This window comes from Microvirga medicaginis (genome assembly GCF_052658925.1).
The window spans coordinates 14,940-30,228 of the sequence record NZ_JBQWEL010000017.1; the positions used below are offsets into that span (position 1 = coordinate 14,940).

Below are 15,289 nucleotides of genomic sequence, written 5' to 3' on the forward strand. Positions count from 1 at the left end.
GACTACGACATGCAGACCGCCAAGGATGTGCTCAAGGCGATCAAAGATAACGACGTCAAATACGTCGACTTCCGTTTCACGGATCCGCGCGGCAAGTGGCAACACGTGACCTTCGACGTCTCGATGGTCGATGAAGACCTGTTCGCCGACGGCATCATGTTCGACGGCTCGTCCATCGCCGGCTGGAAGGCGATCAACGAATCCGACATGACCCTCATGCCCGACCCGACGACGGCCCAGATGGACCCGTTCTTCTCGGCGGCCACCATGTCGATCAACTGCGACATTCTCGAGCCGGCGACGGGCGAACCTTATAACCGCGACCCGCGCGGCATCGCCAAGAAGGCAGAGGCTTACCTCAAGTCCACGGGCATCGCTGACACGGTGTATGTCGGCCCCGAGGCCGAGTTCTTCGTGTTCGATGACGTGAAGTTCATGGCCGACCCCTACAATACGGGTTTCAAGCTCGATTCGGCCGAGCTGCCGATCAACGGCGACACGGCCTACGAAGGCGGCAACCTCGGCCATCGCATCCCGACCAAGGGCGGCTACTTCCCGGTTCCCCCGCTGGATTCCGCTCAGGACATGCGCAGCGAAATGCTCGCCGCCATGAAGGCTATGGGCGTGACGGTCGAGAAGCACCACCACGAAGTGGCTTCCGCTCAGCACGAGCTCGGCACGAAGTTCAACACGCTCGTCCGCACCGCCGACGAGATGCAGATCTACAAGTACTGCATCCACAACGTCGCTCAGTCCTACGGCAAGACGGCCACCTTCATGCCGAAGCCGGTCTATGGCGACAACGGCTCGGGCATGCATGTGCACCAGTCGCTCTGGAAGGGCGGCAAGCCCCTCTTTGCCGGCAACAAGTATGCCGACCTCTCCCAGGAATGCCTGTGGTACATCGGCGGCGTCATCAAGCACGCCAAGGCCCTGAACGCCTTCACCAACCCGTCGACGAACTCCTACAAGCGTCTCGTTCCCGGCTATGAGGCTCCGGTTCTGCTGGCCTACTCGGCTCGCAACCGTTCGGCTTCCTGCCGTATTCCGTGGACGACTTCGCCGAAGGCCAAGCGCGTCGAAGTTCGCTTCCCCGATCCGACCGCCAATCCGTACCTCGCCTTCGCGGCCCTGCTGATGGCCGGTCTCGACGGCATCGTGAACAAGATCGATCCCGGTCAGGCGATGGACAAGGATCTCTACGATCTGCCCCCGAAGGAGCTCAAGAAGATCCCGACGGTCTGCGGCTCGCTCCGCGAAGCTCTCGCGAGCCTCGACAAGGACCGCGCCTTCCTCAAGGCCGGCGGCGTGTTCAACGACGACTTCATCGACAGCTACATCGAGCTGAAGATGACCGAGGTCGCTCGCTTCGAGATGACCCCGCACCCGGTTGAGTTCCAGATGTACTATTCCGTCTAATCGGAACGGTATTCCTCCCGGCTGCTTTTCGCAGCCTGCCTGCCGGAGCCCACAAGGCTCCGGCTTTTTTATTGCGAAGTTCTATGATTGAAGGCGTCGGCTGTTCTGGCCGGATCATCGGGCTGTGCCCTGTGAAGTCTTCAAGGTGTTGGTGGCGTTCGTGACCCGGCTGATAATCGCCTTTCGCACCACCGCAGCCTCATGCCCAAGCCGGAAGGAGACTGGCGCTACTCCAAGCTCGATCCGCATCGCGTCTTTCTGCTGCGTCGGGAGGCTGAAACAAACGACATCACGATGCCGCAACTCGTTCACCGCCGACGGCTACGGACCCACGGGAACGTCCGTTGCTCTCGTTCAAGTACTCCCAAGATCCAAGCGGGCTCGACGTAGGCAGTTGCACTATGGGGACGACAGTCTTGCAGCCCTCACCAGCGAAGCCGGCGAGACGCTCGTATCTCCTCGAAACGGCGCATCCATCACCAGGATCAACGCAACAACTAATCCGATTGCCCCCATGTGGAAGGCGATCAGCGCCATTCCGAAGGCGTCCAGTTTATGGCGCCCGTTCATGATCATTGCGCCGATGATGAAGACGGCCATCACCCACCAGAACACCGGAGGCACACTCTTTGTAGCGCTCTCGAGCCGGCTCTGGCGCAGATCTTCCAGCTTCTCCACGTAAGCTCGTAAAGTGCTGGCGGCTGCAGGATTGTTTGCTGCCACCGTGTTGACCTGCGCTACGAGCGACGCCATGGCATGGTCTGTTTCCTCTGCAAGCAAGGGCTCATACTGGGCGAGCGTCTTCCACTCTGCTGAGACCGCCGACCTGACATAATCCTTGACGCGCTCAATCGCGGTTAACGCATCCCCGGTCTTCAAAGTCTGGAGGTCTCGAACAAGCCGCGTGATGACCGAGGCTTCCCGAAGCTCCACGTCGTCCGCCTTCCCGAGGTTGGAGCGGACTTCCGTCAATACCAGAGCAAGAACGAAAACGGAGAATGCCAGAAGGCTTCCATGGACCATATCGGCCAGCTTGCTGTGGCTCTCCAAGGCCTCGTTGCGGGGTGAAAAGAGAAGCCACCGCGAGATCAGGGCGAGAACAAGGGCAAGAACAGCGGTGCTGACCACTCCCCCGACGAGAATGACCGCATCGCTACTGTTAGCGATCAGCTTGTATAGCCAGTCCATGATGTCCGCCGCCTTCACAAAAAGTAGGGGCTGGTGTCCTCAGCCCCGGTATCCTCACCGGGAAGAGTTGCGCGTCATAGCCGCCGCCGATGAATGCTACCTCAAGAACCCGGCCATTCATGGCAGGAATGTTGATGGTGGCCAACGGCAGGTCGAGCCGCTGTCACGGTACCCGCTTCTGACTGGCTGTAGCGTGTAATGGAAGCGGGTCTTCATACCGCGACTATGCCAGCCTACTGCACCCCGCTCAACGGTATAACCAACGGTGGGCGGGATCTGAGACCTCTTCGAGCGCATGAGTGCCTCAACTACGTCACCCCGCTGGTTCTGGTTTCGCGTGAACCTCCGCTGTTCCAAGGGCTGCCCTCAGGACAAAAAGTGCCGCGAATCAGGAACGATTTCCCTGCCTCCCGAGTTAGCCAGCCCGACGCGGTCGATCAGAGTGACTGCGGGCTTGAGCCCGGCTCAGGCAATTCAGGATTGTTCAGAGGAGTCAAACGATGAAAGCAATGATGATTGCCGCTGCTGCTGCTATCGGTCTGATGGCCGCTGTTCCGGCTGGCGCCCAGACCTCAGTAACGACCACGGAAACCACCGGCTCCATCACGATAGCTCCGGAACAGCGCACCGTCATTCATCAGCGCCTCGGTACGGCCAAGCCCGTGACCATCAAGGAGCGCGTCACTGTGGGTGCGACGGTGCCCGACACCGTTGAATTGCAGACTGTCCCTGACACCATCGTGTCGGATATCCCTTCGGTGAAAGGATACAGCTACTTCGTCTATAACGACGACGTGGTTCTCGTAGACCCCAAGACCCGCAAGGTCGTGACCATCGTCGAGTAACCGCAATTTGCTTCAAGAATGCCGCTCCCTCGCCGGAGCGGCATTTTTTCTTTTGAGCATGTCTCTAGAGCCTCGGACCCAAAAGTGGACTTGCACTTTTGGGATCAACCCGATGCTCTTTCTTGATAAGCGCATCGTCTGCGCGGAAAACCGGGTCCACTTTTCGCTGACGCGGCCCTTCGGGTCCGCACGATGCGCTAACGAAAAAGGCCCGGATTTCTCCGGGCCTTTTCTGTCGCGGAAGCGACGGATCTTAGTAGGTGCCGAAACGGTAGTTCAGACCAGCGCGGATCACGCCGAAATCGGTCTCACCGGTGCTGAAGGTCGTGCCAGCAAACTCGAAGTCGTCGTCCTCGAGGTTCACGTACAGGCCTTCGATCTTAGCCGAGAGGTTGTTGGTGAAGGCGTACTCGAGGCCGCCGCCAACGGTCCAGCCGGTGCGGTCGTCAGCGAAAGCGAAACCGCCGGTGGCGTAGATGAGGGCCTGACCGAAGGCCACACCAGCGCGAGCACGGACAGTACCGAACCAATCTTCGGAATCGACCGTGACGACGTCGCCACCGCCGAAGTCGTAGGTGGTGCTACCGAAGTCAGCGTACTGGATGTCGCCCTCAACACCGACCACGAACGAGCCGATCTGGTAGTTGTAGCCGATCTGAGCACCGCCGATGAAGCTGGCGTCGTCATCGCTGTCGCCGATGATCGTGGTGCCGCCGAACACGATTTCGTCTTCGTCGTTGTCGTTGAAGCCGACGCCGGCGTTCACACCGACGTAGAAGCCCGTCCAGGTGAAGACCGGAACGGCAGCGACGATCGGAGCCGGAGCGCGGCGGGAGGGAAGGTCAGCAGCCGAAGCAGCAGCAGTGAGGCCGAGCAGGGCAACCGAAGCGAGGAGAATCTTTTTCATAGTTATATCCGTTCACAAAGAAGGCTATGGCTCCGCTTCTAACTCAGGGTTGCCGGAACGTCTGTCACTTTTGCGCCACACTCTCCCAGGGAAGCTGCGCCAGGTTCTTCCGAAAGGACAGAGTGGCACGACTGAGGAGCTGGGTCGGGACCAGCCGCGGCAAAAACGAGGCCTAGCATAAAGAGGGTAAATTATTGAATTATTTGGCTAATGCTCGCCGTCACAATAGTTAACAGCACCCTAATGTGCCGCGCGCAGGCGGGTAAGGAAACATTGACCATTCCTCAAAGGAATACCTCTCCTGCCGTTTGATCAGCCTTCTTCGAGCCATAATCGCAGGGCGTGCGTGACATGCTCCGGCTGCTCCAGGGTGGACAGGTGCCCCGCCTCGGGAATCACCACGAGGGAAGCCCATTCGATCATCTCGGCCATTTCCCTGGCGGTATCAGGTGGGGTGACGGCATCGCCCTCCCCGACGAGAATCAGCGTCGGAATTTCGATTCCGGGCAGCAGAGGGCGGGAATCGACCCGTGCCATGATGGCGTGTTGCTGTCTGATATAGGCCTCTGCTCCGACCTGCCGCATCATGTCCGCCATCACATCCTGCAGAGCCGTGTCGTCCCGCCGATCAGGATGAACGAGACGGGGCCACCAATTCGTGATGATATCCTCGTAACGCCCGGACTGGGCCAGGGCGATGAGGCGCTCGCGTTCCTGGGTTGCCTCCGGCGTATCCGGTCTGGCGGTTGTATCGAGCAAGGCAAGGCGCTGAACGCGTTCAGGAGCCTGACGCATGACCTCCATAGCCACGTATCCGCCCATGGAGAGCCCCGCGAGGGAGAACTGTTCCGGGGCATCCTTCAACAGGCGGGCTGCAATCGCAGGAACCGAATCATCTTGGGCGTGGTTGGCAACGACAATGTTCCTGGTGCCGGACAAGGCCGAGATCTGTGCCTCGAACAGGCGCGCATTGCAGGCTAAACCAGGAATCAGAACGAGCGTTTCGGCCATTGCCTCTTTTCCCTTGCAAGTTTGCTTGTATTGACAAGCGCCTAGCTTGTCCTATGGTCCCGCCACACCTTAACTTGAGCAAGAGCCTCAGGTGAAACCAGTCTCGCGCCTGTTTGTTGCCGTAGAGCGCGGCCGGCACGTTAAGCGCACCCTGCCCCCAACGGTATAGATAGATATTCATGTCGTTCGCCGAACTCGGACTTAGCGATAAAGTTCAACAGGCCGTCACCGCTGCCGGTTACACGGAGCCGACGCCGATCCAAGCCCAGGCCATTCCCCATGTGCTTGCCCGCAGGGACGTGCTGGGCATCGCCCAGACAGGCACTGGCAAGACGGCCGCCTTCACGCTGCCCATGCTCACCATGCTGGAGCACGGCCGCGCCCGAGCCCGCATGCCGCGCACGCTGATCCTCGAACCTACCCGCGAACTGGCGGCCCAGGTTCAGGACAACTTCGACAAGTACGGGGTCAACCACAAGCTGTCGGTGGCTCTGTTGATCGGCGGCGTATCCTTTGGGGACCAGGATGCCAAGATCACCCGCGGCGTCGACGTGCTGATTGCCACGCCCGGTCGCCTGCTCGATCATTTCGAGCGCGGCAAGCTTCTGCTGACCGGTGTCGAGCTTCTCGTCATCGACGAGGCGGACCGCATGCTCGACATGGGCTTCATCCCGGACATCGAGCGCATCGTGAAGCTCGTGCCCTTCACGCGCCAGACCCTCTTCTTCTCCGCGACGATGCCGCCGGAGATTCAGCGCCTCGCAGATGCCTTCCTGCACAACCCGGTGAAGGTCGAGGTCGCCCGCGCCGCCTCAACAGCGGCGACGATCACGCAGCGCCTGGTGGCGACAGGCCGAGAGGATTGGCAGAAGCGCGAGACGCTGCGCGACTTGATCCGCAATGCGACGGACCTGCAGAACGCCATCGTGTTCTGCAACCGTAAGCGCGACGTCGCCGTACTCCATCGTTCCCTGCAGAAGCATGGCTTTAGCGCCGTCGCTCTTCATGGCGACATGGATCAGCACGCGCGCATGGCCGCCCTCGACAGCTTCCGCACAGGCGAGATGCCCATTCTGGTGGCAAGCGACGTGGCAGCTCGCGGCCTCGACATCCCGACCGTGAGCCACGTCTTCAACTACGATGTGCCGCATCACGCGGAGGATTACGTCCACCGTATCGGTCGCACGGGCCGTGCCGGCCGTACCGGCCAAGCCTTTACGCTGGTGGGTCCTGGTGACGAGAAGTCCCTGGCCGCTATCGAGAAGCTGATCAACACGCCGCTCGTGTGGGAAGGACCGACACTTGCGGAGCTTCCGGCCTCGGAAGGCTCGTCATCCCGCCGCGGCGGCCGGGGCGAGGAGCGCTCCCGCAGCCGCAAGGTGAAGGTTCGCTCCGGCTCGGACCGGAAGCGTTCGCGCTCCGAAGCTCCGAGTGAAGAGGTGGCCCCCATCCGCGAGACCTCCGCGCCTCAGCAGGAGGAGGGCCGCAAACCCCGCCCCGAACGCGACCGTCAGGCTTCCCGAGGCAATCAGGGCCGCTCTCGCCGTGATGACGACAACGACGCACCGGTCAAGGGCCTAGGCGATCATGTGCCGGCCTTCCTGATGCGTCCCGTCACGATCAAGAAATCCTAAAAGGCAGGTTCGGAAACGGGCTTGCGTGGTTTTCGGGAAGGCGAAGGTTTCCTCGCCTTTTTGGGACTCGCTGCTTTCACCCGCAACGCGGCCCTGAGCGCCATGCGCGCCAGCTCGGCCGCTTCATCTGGATCGTCCAGAGCCGATTCAGGCATGAGCCAATAGCTCATGATCGTGGTGCGGCCATCCTTCGTCTGATAGCTGAAGGGCCGTGAGCCGAGATCGCGAAAGTGGCCGACGCTTTCATCGTCCACCTTCAGGTACAGCTCGCCCTCATCCGCAAGGGCGAACATGACGCCATCACGATAGATCCCCTGCCCGCCGAACATCCGGCGGATATCAACCGGGCCGAACGCCTCGAAGATTTCGCGGATGGCCTCGGCGTCCATGGGCTTAGCCGGCGGTATGGAGCGCAGGAGGCGTGGCCGGCGTGATCGCGACGGATTCGCCGCAGCCGCAGGCCGAGGTCTGGTTCGGATTGTTGAACACGAATTGGGACGACATCTTCGTCGTCTGAAAATCCATTTCCGTCCCGAGCAGGAACAGCACCGCCTTGGGGTCGATGAGCACGGTCACACCCTTGTCCTCGACCACTTCGTCGAGGGGGTTGATACTTTCCGCATATTCCATGGTGTAGGACATGCCGGCGCAGCCGCCGTTCTTCACGCCGACGCGGACGCCGACGATGGGGCGATCCGCCTTACTGATGATGTTCTTGACGCGGTTTGCCGCCGCGTCGGTCAAGGTCACGACCTTGAAGCCGGGTAGAGCCATAAGCCTTCTCTCCTGACGGCCGGGTTCAAGGCCCGGGCAGAACGAGTACGATGCCCCATAAATAAGAGATGAGAGGCCAAACGTCGAGACCAGCGGGGTTGTGATAACGGCTCAGCTGGCCCATATCGGGTTCACCCCCACCACAACAGAGAACCCATGAAGGAGAGCAGATGCCGCATCACATGCCGCTGATCTCAACTATCGTCGTCGGCCTTGTTCTGGCATTTGTTCTCGGCGCCATTGCACAACGCGCCCGTATCTCTCCTCTCGTTGGCTACCTTCTGGCCGGTGTTCTCGTCGGCCCCTTCACTCCTGGCTACGTGGCGGATCAATCGCTCGCCAACCAGCTCGCCGAGATCGGCGTGATTCTGCTGATGTTCGGCGTCGGCCTTCACTTTTCCTTGAAGGATCTTCTTTCGGTCAAAGCCATTGCCATTCCCGGCGCTGTCGTGCAGATCGCCAGCGCCACGCTGCTCGGCATGGGATTGGCATGGCTGATGGGTTGGAGCATCGGCAGCGGCCTGGTCTTCGGCCTTGCCCTCTCGGTTGCCAGTACCGTCGTGCTGCTGCGAGCCCTGCAGGAGCGCCGCCTCGTGGAGACAGAGCGCGGCCATATCGCTGTCGGCTGGCTGATCGTCGAAGACCTCGCCATGGTGTTGACGCTGGTTCTGCTGCCAGCCTTCGCGAAAGCCACGTCCAGCGCCTCGACCGATATCGAATCCATCGTGATTTCGCTTGGCCTGACCCTCGGCAAGGTGATCGCCTTTGTCGCCGTCATGCTGATCGTAGGCCGCCGCGTGATCCCGTGGATCCTGCATTACGTGGCGCATACAGGCTCCCGCGAACTGTTCCGCCTCTCCGTTCTCGCCATCGCCCTCGGCACGGCCTTCGGCGCGGCGGAGCTGTTCGGCGTGTCCTTCGCGCTCGGCGCCTTCTTCGCCGGCATGGTGTTGAGCGAGTCCGAGCTCAGTCATCAGGCCGCTTCGGAAACGCTGCCGCTCCGCGATGCCTTCGCCGTCCTGTTCTTCGTCTCGGTCGGCATGCTGTTCGATCCGATGATTCTGATCAACGAGTTCGGGCCGGTGCTGGCTGCCTTCCTGATCATCGTCGTCGGCAAGTCGCTTGCGGCCTATGCCATCGTCCGCCTCTTCCGCCATCCGGATTCAACGGCCTTCACCATTGCGGCCAGCCTCGCCCAGATCGGCGAATTCTCCTTCATCCTCGCAGGCCTTGGCGTCGAGCTGCAGCTTCTGCCGGACCAAGGGCGCGATCTCATCCTGGCGGGCGCCATCCTCTCGATCCTCGTGAACCCGTTCCTGTTCGCGCTTCTGGACCGGTGGTTTGCGAAGCGTGAGCCCGCAAAAGCGGAGAAAGCCGCTGCGGCACAGGCCACGGAAGCGCAACCTGAGCAGCCCTCCATCGTGCGAGAACCTCTGCCCGTCACCGCACTGACGGATCATGTCGTCCTCGTCGGTCATGGCCGGGTCGGCAAGTTCATCAGCAGAAAGCTCACCGCGTCTGGGACGCCCTTCCTGGTGATCGAGGCCAACAAGAGCCAGCTCGCCGATCTGCAGCGAGATGGCCACGAGATACTTGTCGGCAATGCCGCCGACCCTGAGATTGCCGCCGCGGCCAATCTCAAGGAAGCCCGCTGCCTTCTAGTCGCCATCCCTGACGCATTTGAAAGCGGCCAGATCGTCGAGCAGGCCCGCAGGCTCAACCCGAACCTCCCGATCATCGTACGCGTCCATTCCGCCGCTCAGGAAGAACATGTCGAGAAATTCGGTGCGACGAGGGTCGTAATGGCCGAGCAGGAAATCGCCCGCGCGATGGTCTCCGCCGTTCCCGACGCACCTCGCCAGCCGATCTTCTCATCTGTCGAGGAGGCTGAGGACATCGTTGGAGATGCGGAGGACGAAGCCTCACCGCAAGTGCTCCGGCCGGAAGCCGAGGCCGACCAGGCGAGCGGGAATGCGCCGGAAAAAGGACCATCGGGCCAGCAGCCGTAAGATCCAGGGCGGAGAGATCGGCGCTCGGCTGCCCAAGACGCGGCGGATCAACCTGTTCTGGATGAGCACCTGAAGCCGCTGTGTAAGGCGCGTCGGCAGCTCCCGCCTCCTCTGCACCCGTGCCAGCAGATCCGGTCCCACCGGGCCGCTCCGCAGCGCGGTCCCAAGGATATTGGCCGTCGCCACCGCATCCTGGATGGCAAGATTAATGCCGATCCCGCCGATCGGCGACATGGCATGAGCCGCATCCCCGATGCATAGAAGCCCGGGCCGGAACCACTGCTTCAGCCGGTCGACCGTCACGGTCAGAAGTTTGATATCATCCCAGGTACGGATCTCCTCGACTCTGCCGTCGAGAAATGGGGCGAGCCTTGCAACCTTCGCCCGAAAAGCCTCCAGGCCTTCCTGCCGGATGGTCTCAAACGAGCCCTTCGGAATGACGAAGGCACATTGCCAATAATCCCTGCGATCAATCAGCACGAGCATCTGCCCGGCTACGATCCGTCCCTGAAGCTGGCTCGGGTCATTTGGAAGCCGGCTGATCCGCATCCAGAGAACATCCATCGGTGCGCCGATATCCATCACCTCAAGGCCCGCCTTCTGGCGGATAATGGAGCGCCGCCCATCGGCTGCGATAACGAGATCAGCCCACACATCGAGAGGGCCATCAGGCGTTACGACCCGCACGCCCCTTACCTCGCCGTTCTCCTCGATCAGATCCGTCGCCTCGGCCTGCATCCGGAGCCTGAAGGTCGGGAACTCACGCGCATGATCGACAAGGAAGTCGAGAAAATCCCATTGCGGCATGAGGGCGATGAACTTGCACTGCGTCGGCAGGTGGGAGAACTCGCCCAGCTTCAGGGGCGTATCGCCGATCGCGACTGTGACGGAGCGCACTTCCTGGTGCGGCCTCGCGAGGAAGTCCTCCAGCATGCCGAGTTCGTGCATCACCTCGAGGGTCGAGGGATGAATGGTATCGCCGCGAAAATCCCTCAGAAAATCGGCATGCTTTTCGAGAACTAGCACCTCAACGCCTTGGCGGGCCAGGAGAAGCCCCAGCATCATCCCCGCTGGCCCTCCGCCGACGATGCAGCAGCGGGTGTGAAGGAGTTCGGCGAGTCGAGGCGTATCCATGGACTGACCTCCCGACACTGGTACGGGCGCTCCTTGGGTACAGAAAGCTTAGCACTCTGGAGCCGAACTTAGCGTGTACATGATATAGAGCAGAGGATATTTCATGCTATATCGTATGACAAAAAGGATAGAATCCCATGGAGTATGATATTCATGTCACACGCGGCAAGCTCTGGTTCATGCTCACTCCTGAGGAGGAGATATCGCTCGGGGAATGGCAGCAATACGTTGCCGGCGATCCCGAGATGCGCTTGGACGGCTTTGCTGAGGCCCCTTTACCAAGTGGCGGCACTCTCAAAATCGAAGACCCAAGTATAGCAGTTTGGACCGCCTATTCGAAAAATGGCACCGAGGGCAACCAGGCCTGGATCCGGTGGTGGGGTGGAAATGTAAGTGTCAAGAATCCCGATGACGAGATACTTGGAAAGATGCTCCAGATCGCAAGGTCGCTAAACGCCCGTGTGCAAGGCGACGATGGCGAGTTCTACGAAGAAAAATAGAACCTCGACTTCTCTACCACATATCGAGCGCAACCCGCGCCTCGTCCGACATGCGGCTCTGGTCCCACGGCGGATCGAACACGATAGTGGCCTTGACGCTCTGAACGCCGGGAACGGAAGCCACCGCGTTCTCGACCCAGCCCGGCATCTCGCCGGCCACAGGGCAGCCCGGCGCCGTGAGGGTCATGTCGATGGAGACGTTGCGGTCATCATCGATATCGACCCGGTAGATCAGGCCGAGTTCGTAGATGTCGGCCGGAATTTCGGGATCGTAGACGGTCTTGAGTGCCGCGATGATGTCGTCCGTCATGCGGTCGAGCTCTTCCGGCGCAATCTTCGAGCCGGGGGACACCTGCGGCGCGTTGGGCGCATCTTGGATGGGGGTGTGGTCGTTCACAGGTCTATCCTTCAGGCAAACAGGGCTTCCGCCTTCTGCAAGGCGTCCACCAGCTTATCGACTTCTTCCATGGTGTTGTAGAGGCCGAACGACGCGCGGCAGGTCGAGGTCGAGCAGAAACGGGCGAGAAGCGGCATGGCGCAATGCGTGCCGGCCCGAACGGCCACGCCCTGCCGGTCGATGATCGTGGCCACGTCGTGAGCATGGGCATTCTTCAGCTCGAAGGCGATGATCGGGCCCTTCCCCTTGGCCTCGCCGATGATGCGGATGGAATTCATGGCCCGCAGGCGCTCATGGGCATAGGCCGAAAGAGCCTCCTCATGGGCCCGGATGTTATCCCGGCCGAGTTCCATCATGAACCGCAGGGCGGCATCGAGACCGATGGCCTCGAGGATGGCGGGCGTGCCGGCCTCGAATCGGTGCGGCGGATCGTTGTAGGTGATCGCATCCTCGCGCACCTCGCGGATCATCTCGCCACCACCCTGGTAGGGCGGCATCTTCTCGAGGAATTCGCGCTTGCCGTAGAGAACGCCGATGCCGGTCGGCCCATAGACCTTGTGGCCCGTGAACACATAGAAATCGGCATCGAGATCCCGCACATCCACGTCGAGATGCACGGCGCCCTGTGCGCCGTCCACCAGCACGGGAACGCCATGCGCGTGGGCGATGCGGATGATCTCCTTGATGGGTGTCACGGTGCCGAGCACGTTCGACATCTGCGTGATCGCGACGATCTTGGTGCGGGGAGAAAAGAGCTTCTCGAACTCCTCGACGAGGAAGTTGCCCTCGTCGTCCACCGGCGCCCACTTGATCACGGCGCCCTTCCGCTCGCGCAGGAAGTGCCAGGGCACGATGTTGGAATGGTGTTCCATGATCGAGAGGATGATCTCGTCTCCCTCCCCGATATTCATGCGCCCGAACGAATCCGCTACGAGGTTGTAGGCTTCCGTAGCCGACTTGGTGAAGACGATCTCTTCAATGGAACCGGCATTGATGAACTCGCGCGCCGTCTCACGGGCGCGCTCGAAGCCTTCCGTCGCCACATTGGCCATGTAATGCAGGCCGCGATGGACGTTGGCGTAGCCCGTCTCCATGGCGTTCACCATGGCATCGATCACCGCGCGGGGCTTCTGGGCCGAGGCGGCATTGTCGAGATAAACGAGCGGCTTGCCATAGACCTGGCTCGACAGGATCGGGAACTGCGCCCGAACCGCCTCGACGTCATATGGCTTGGTTTGCATATTCATCGCTTATGCCTTCCTCCACCGTCATCCCTGGCCTGTTCCCGGCTCCACGTCTTTGCTCCGCAACAACGTGGGAAGACGTGAATGGCCGGGAGATCCCCGGATCAAGTCCGGGGATGGCCATGACGGGTTGAGTTTTACGCGCGAGCCTTCAGCCAGTTCTCGACCGTGCCGACCAGAGCCTCGCGGGCGCCCTCGTTCTCCACAAACTCGATCGCCTCGCCGAGGAATGCCTGAACCAGGAGGCTTTCGGCCTCCTTCTTCGGCAGGCCGCGTGCCATGAGGTAGAACAGGAGATCCTCGTCAAGCTGACCGCAGGTGGCGCCGTGGGCGCACTGCACGTCGTCGGCGAAGATTTCGAGCTCCGGCTTGTTGTTCATCGCAGCGTTCTCGCCGAGGAGAAGCGCCGCCGACATCATACGGCCATCGGTCTTCTGGGCGTGATGCGGAACGATGATCTTGCCCTGGAAGACGCCGGTGGCTTCATCATCGACCACGGTCTTGAACAGCTCGCGGCTCTCGCAGTGGAGAGCATTATGCTCGACCACCAGCGTGGAATCGCCGTGCTGCGAACCTTTCAGCATGGTCGCGCCATTGACCCGCAGGTTCGTATTCTCGCCGTTGAGAATGGCATAGACCTGGTGACGCGAGGTAGCAGCGCCAGTCACCACGTTGATGCTGTTGAAGGTCGCCTCGCCGCCGATCTTCAGAGCCAGCGTCGACAGAGCCAGAGCCTTGTCGCCTTCGGCATTCAGACGAACGTGCTGCACGTTCGTCCGGTCTCCGACGAGCATCTCGACCACATCGTTCGGCTGATGGTTGGCGCCGCCCGTGCTCTCGTGGGACTCGATGAGCGTGAAGGAGGAGCCCTCTTCGACCACCACGAGCACGCGGGTCGCGGTCGCAACGGCCGAGGTGGCGGCGGTGACGAAGCGCAGATGAACCGGCGTCTCGACAGAACCTGCAACGCGGATCATCACGCCATCGGCCATGAAGGACGTGTTGAGCTGATAAACCGGATTGTCGTTCGCCCATGGCACCGGGCTCAAGTGAGCCAGCCACTCATGGCCGTCAGCCAGAGCCTCGCGCAGGGGCACGATCTCGATGCCTTCCGGCAGATTGTGGAAGTCCACGGCCTCGCGCACGAAATGGCCGTTCACGAACGGCACCGGCAGCGCCGCCACGTTGGCGAAGGCCTTCGAGCCCTGGAGCGCAGCCTTGGCTTCCCCAGCTGTCGGCACGCCCGCGAAGGGCGCGATCTCGCGCAGGAGAGCGCGAAGATCGGTGTACTTGAACTCTTCCACGCGCCGATGCGGGAGGCCACGAAGGTTGAACTGCTCGAAGGCCTGGGCACGCGATTCAGTGTTGCCCGGAAGCGTCGTCTTGGCGCTTTCGAAAGCCTGCGCCAGCGCGGTTTCCGCCGGCGTCTTCATGAGAGTGACGTCAGCCATCTTACGCGGCCTCTTCTTCCCGGTAATCGGCGTAGCCGTTGGCCTCGAGCTCGAGGGCGAGCTCCTTGCCGCCGGTGCGCACGATGCGTCCGCCATGCATCACGTGCACGGTATCGGGCACGATGTGGTTCAGGAGGCGCTGATAGTGCGTGATGACCAGGAACGAACGATCCGGCGAGCGCAGGGAGTTCACGCCCTCGGACACGATGCGCAGCGCATCGATGTCGAGGCCGGAATCCGTCTCGTCCAGGATGCAGAAGGACGGCTGGAGCAGCGCCATCTGCAGGATCTCCATGCGCTTCTTCTCACCGCCGGAGAAGCCGACATTGAGCGCGCGCTTGAGCATGTCCTTTGGCATCTCGAGCTTGGCGGCCGCCGCATTCACCTGCTTGATGAAGTCGGGGGTCGACAGTTCATCCTCGCCACGAGCCTTGCGCTGCGCATTCAGGGCAGCCTTCAGGAAGGTCATGGTGCCGACGCCTGGGATCTCCAGCGGGTACTGGAAGGCGAGGAACACGCCGGCGGCGGCGCGCTGATCCGGCTCCATCTCAAGCAGGTTCTGGCCGTCGAGCAGGATCTCGCCGTCGAGAATCTCGTAGTCTTCCTTGCCGGCGATCACGTAAGAGAGGGTCGACTTGCCCGAGCCGTTCGGGCCCATGATGGCAGCAACCTCACCCTTGTTCACGGTGAGATTGAGGCCGTTGAGAATGCGCTTGTCCTCGATCTGGACAACAAGGTTCTTGATTTCGAGCATTTTGATTTTCCTAAACCCTCAT

Annotated in this window: 15 protein-coding genes; 5 read left to right on the top strand and 10 right to left on the bottom strand. The window is 61.2% G+C overall.

Features of this window, described 5'->3' with window-relative positions:
* Positions 1-9 precede the first annotated feature (9 nt).
* Positions 10-1,419 (top strand): type I glutamate--ammonia ligase, encoded by a 1,410-nt coding sequence (gene glnA, locus ACUXUR_RS19270; RefSeq protein WP_445503977.1) that lies wholly within the window; start codon positions 10-12, stop codon positions 1,417-1,419.
* 399 nt (positions 1,420-1,818) lie between these two features.
* Here glnA and ACUXUR_RS19275 read toward each other — a convergent pair whose 3' ends face one another.
* The gene (locus ACUXUR_RS19275; RefSeq protein ID WP_445503978.1) at positions 1,819-2,607 is read right to left on the bottom strand and encodes a bestrophin-like domain; all 789 of its coding nucleotides are present in this window, start codon (positions 2,605-2,607) and stop codon (positions 1,819-1,821) included.
* Between the two features lie 500 nt (positions 2,608-3,107).
* Here ACUXUR_RS19275 and ACUXUR_RS19280 point away from each other — a divergent pair, with 500 nt between their 5' ends.
* On the top strand, positions 3,108-3,452 hold the full coding sequence (locus tag ACUXUR_RS19280; protein WP_445503979.1) for a DUF1236 domain-containing protein: 345 nt from the start codon (positions 3,108-3,110) through the stop codon (positions 3,450-3,452).
* Between the two features lie 253 nt (positions 3,453-3,705).
* On the opposite strand, the gene ACUXUR_RS19285 is transcribed toward ACUXUR_RS19280, so the two are convergent.
* Both ACUXUR_RS19285 and ACUXUR_RS19290 read right to left on the bottom strand, forming a co-directional pair.
* Entirely contained in the window at positions 3,706-4,359 is a 654-nt protein-coding gene (locus ACUXUR_RS19285; RefSeq protein WP_445503980.1) for an outer membrane protein, read from the bottom strand.
* Between the two features lie 312 nt (positions 4,360-4,671).
* Positions 4,672-5,370, bottom strand: a complete 699-nt coding sequence (locus ACUXUR_RS19290) for an alpha/beta fold hydrolase (protein WP_445503981.1) — start codon at positions 5,368-5,370, stop codon at positions 4,672-4,674.
* Between the two features lie 179 nt (positions 5,371-5,549).
* Between ACUXUR_RS19290 and ACUXUR_RS19295 the strand changes: the two genes are divergently transcribed.
* Positions 5,550-7,004, top strand: a complete 1,455-nt coding sequence (locus ACUXUR_RS19295) for a DEAD/DEAH box helicase (protein ID WP_445503982.1) — start codon at positions 5,550-5,552, stop codon at positions 7,002-7,004.
* Here ACUXUR_RS19295 and ACUXUR_RS19300 read toward each other — a convergent pair.
* Together ACUXUR_RS19300 and ACUXUR_RS19305 are read right to left on the bottom strand one after the other, a co-directional pair.
* Positions 7,001-7,393, bottom strand: a complete 393-nt coding sequence (locus ACUXUR_RS19300) for a TfoX/Sxy family protein (protein ID WP_445503983.1) — start codon at positions 7,391-7,393, stop codon at positions 7,001-7,003. The genes ACUXUR_RS19295 and ACUXUR_RS19300 overlap by 4 nt on opposite strands.
* A gap of 4 nt (positions 7,394-7,397) precedes the next feature.
* Positions 7,398-7,778 carry a HesB/IscA family protein gene (locus tag ACUXUR_RS19305; protein WP_445503984.1) on the bottom strand — a complete coding sequence of 127 codons (381 nt, stop codon included), beginning with the start codon at positions 7,776-7,778 and terminating at the stop codon, positions 7,398-7,400.
* A 170-nt stretch (positions 7,779-7,948) separates the two neighbouring features.
* Here ACUXUR_RS19305 and ybaL point away from each other — a divergent pair, with 170 nt between their 5' ends.
* A complete protein-coding gene (gene ybaL / locus ACUXUR_RS19310) occupies positions 7,949-9,787 on the top strand; it encodes a YbaL family putative K(+) efflux transporter (RefSeq protein ID WP_445503985.1) in 1,839 nt (612 codons plus the stop codon).
* On the opposite strand, the gene ACUXUR_RS19315 is transcribed toward ybaL, so the two are convergent.
* On the bottom strand, positions 9,701-10,921 hold the full coding sequence (locus ACUXUR_RS19315) for an FAD-dependent oxidoreductase (RefSeq protein ID WP_445503986.1): 1,221 nt from the start codon (positions 10,919-10,921) through the stop codon (positions 9,701-9,703). The two genes, ybaL and ACUXUR_RS19315, sit on opposite strands and share 87 nt — an antisense overlap.
* Positions 10,922-11,058: 137 nt before the next feature.
* Here ACUXUR_RS19315 and ACUXUR_RS19320 point away from each other — a divergent pair, with 137 nt between their 5' ends.
* Entirely contained in the window at positions 11,059-11,421 is a 363-nt protein-coding gene (locus tag ACUXUR_RS19320) for a hypothetical protein (protein WP_445503987.1), read from the top strand.
* A gap of 13 nt (positions 11,422-11,434) precedes the next feature.
* Here the strand turns inward: ACUXUR_RS19320 and ACUXUR_RS19325 are convergent, their stop codons facing one another.
* The 4 genes from ACUXUR_RS19325 to sufC form a co-directional block, all read right to left on the bottom strand.
* A complete protein-coding gene (locus ACUXUR_RS19325) occupies positions 11,435-11,731 on the bottom strand; it encodes an SUF system Fe-S cluster assembly protein (RefSeq protein WP_371679829.1) in 297 nt (98 codons plus the stop codon).
* A gap of 98 nt (positions 11,732-11,829) precedes the next feature.
* Positions 11,830-13,065, bottom strand: a complete 1,236-nt coding sequence (locus ACUXUR_RS19330; protein ID WP_445503988.1) for a cysteine desulfurase — start codon at positions 13,063-13,065, stop codon at positions 11,830-11,832.
* Between the two features lie 134 nt (positions 13,066-13,199).
* A complete protein-coding gene (gene sufD, locus ACUXUR_RS19335) occupies positions 13,200-14,513 on the bottom strand; it encodes a Fe-S cluster assembly protein SufD (RefSeq protein WP_445503989.1) in 1,314 nt (437 codons plus the stop codon).
* Between the two features lies 1 nt (position 14,514).
* On the bottom strand, positions 14,515-15,267 hold the full coding sequence (gene sufC / locus ACUXUR_RS19340) for a Fe-S cluster assembly ATPase SufC (RefSeq protein WP_445503990.1): 753 nt from the start codon (positions 15,265-15,267) through the stop codon (positions 14,515-14,517).
* Between the last annotated feature and the right edge of the window lie 22 nt (positions 15,268-15,289).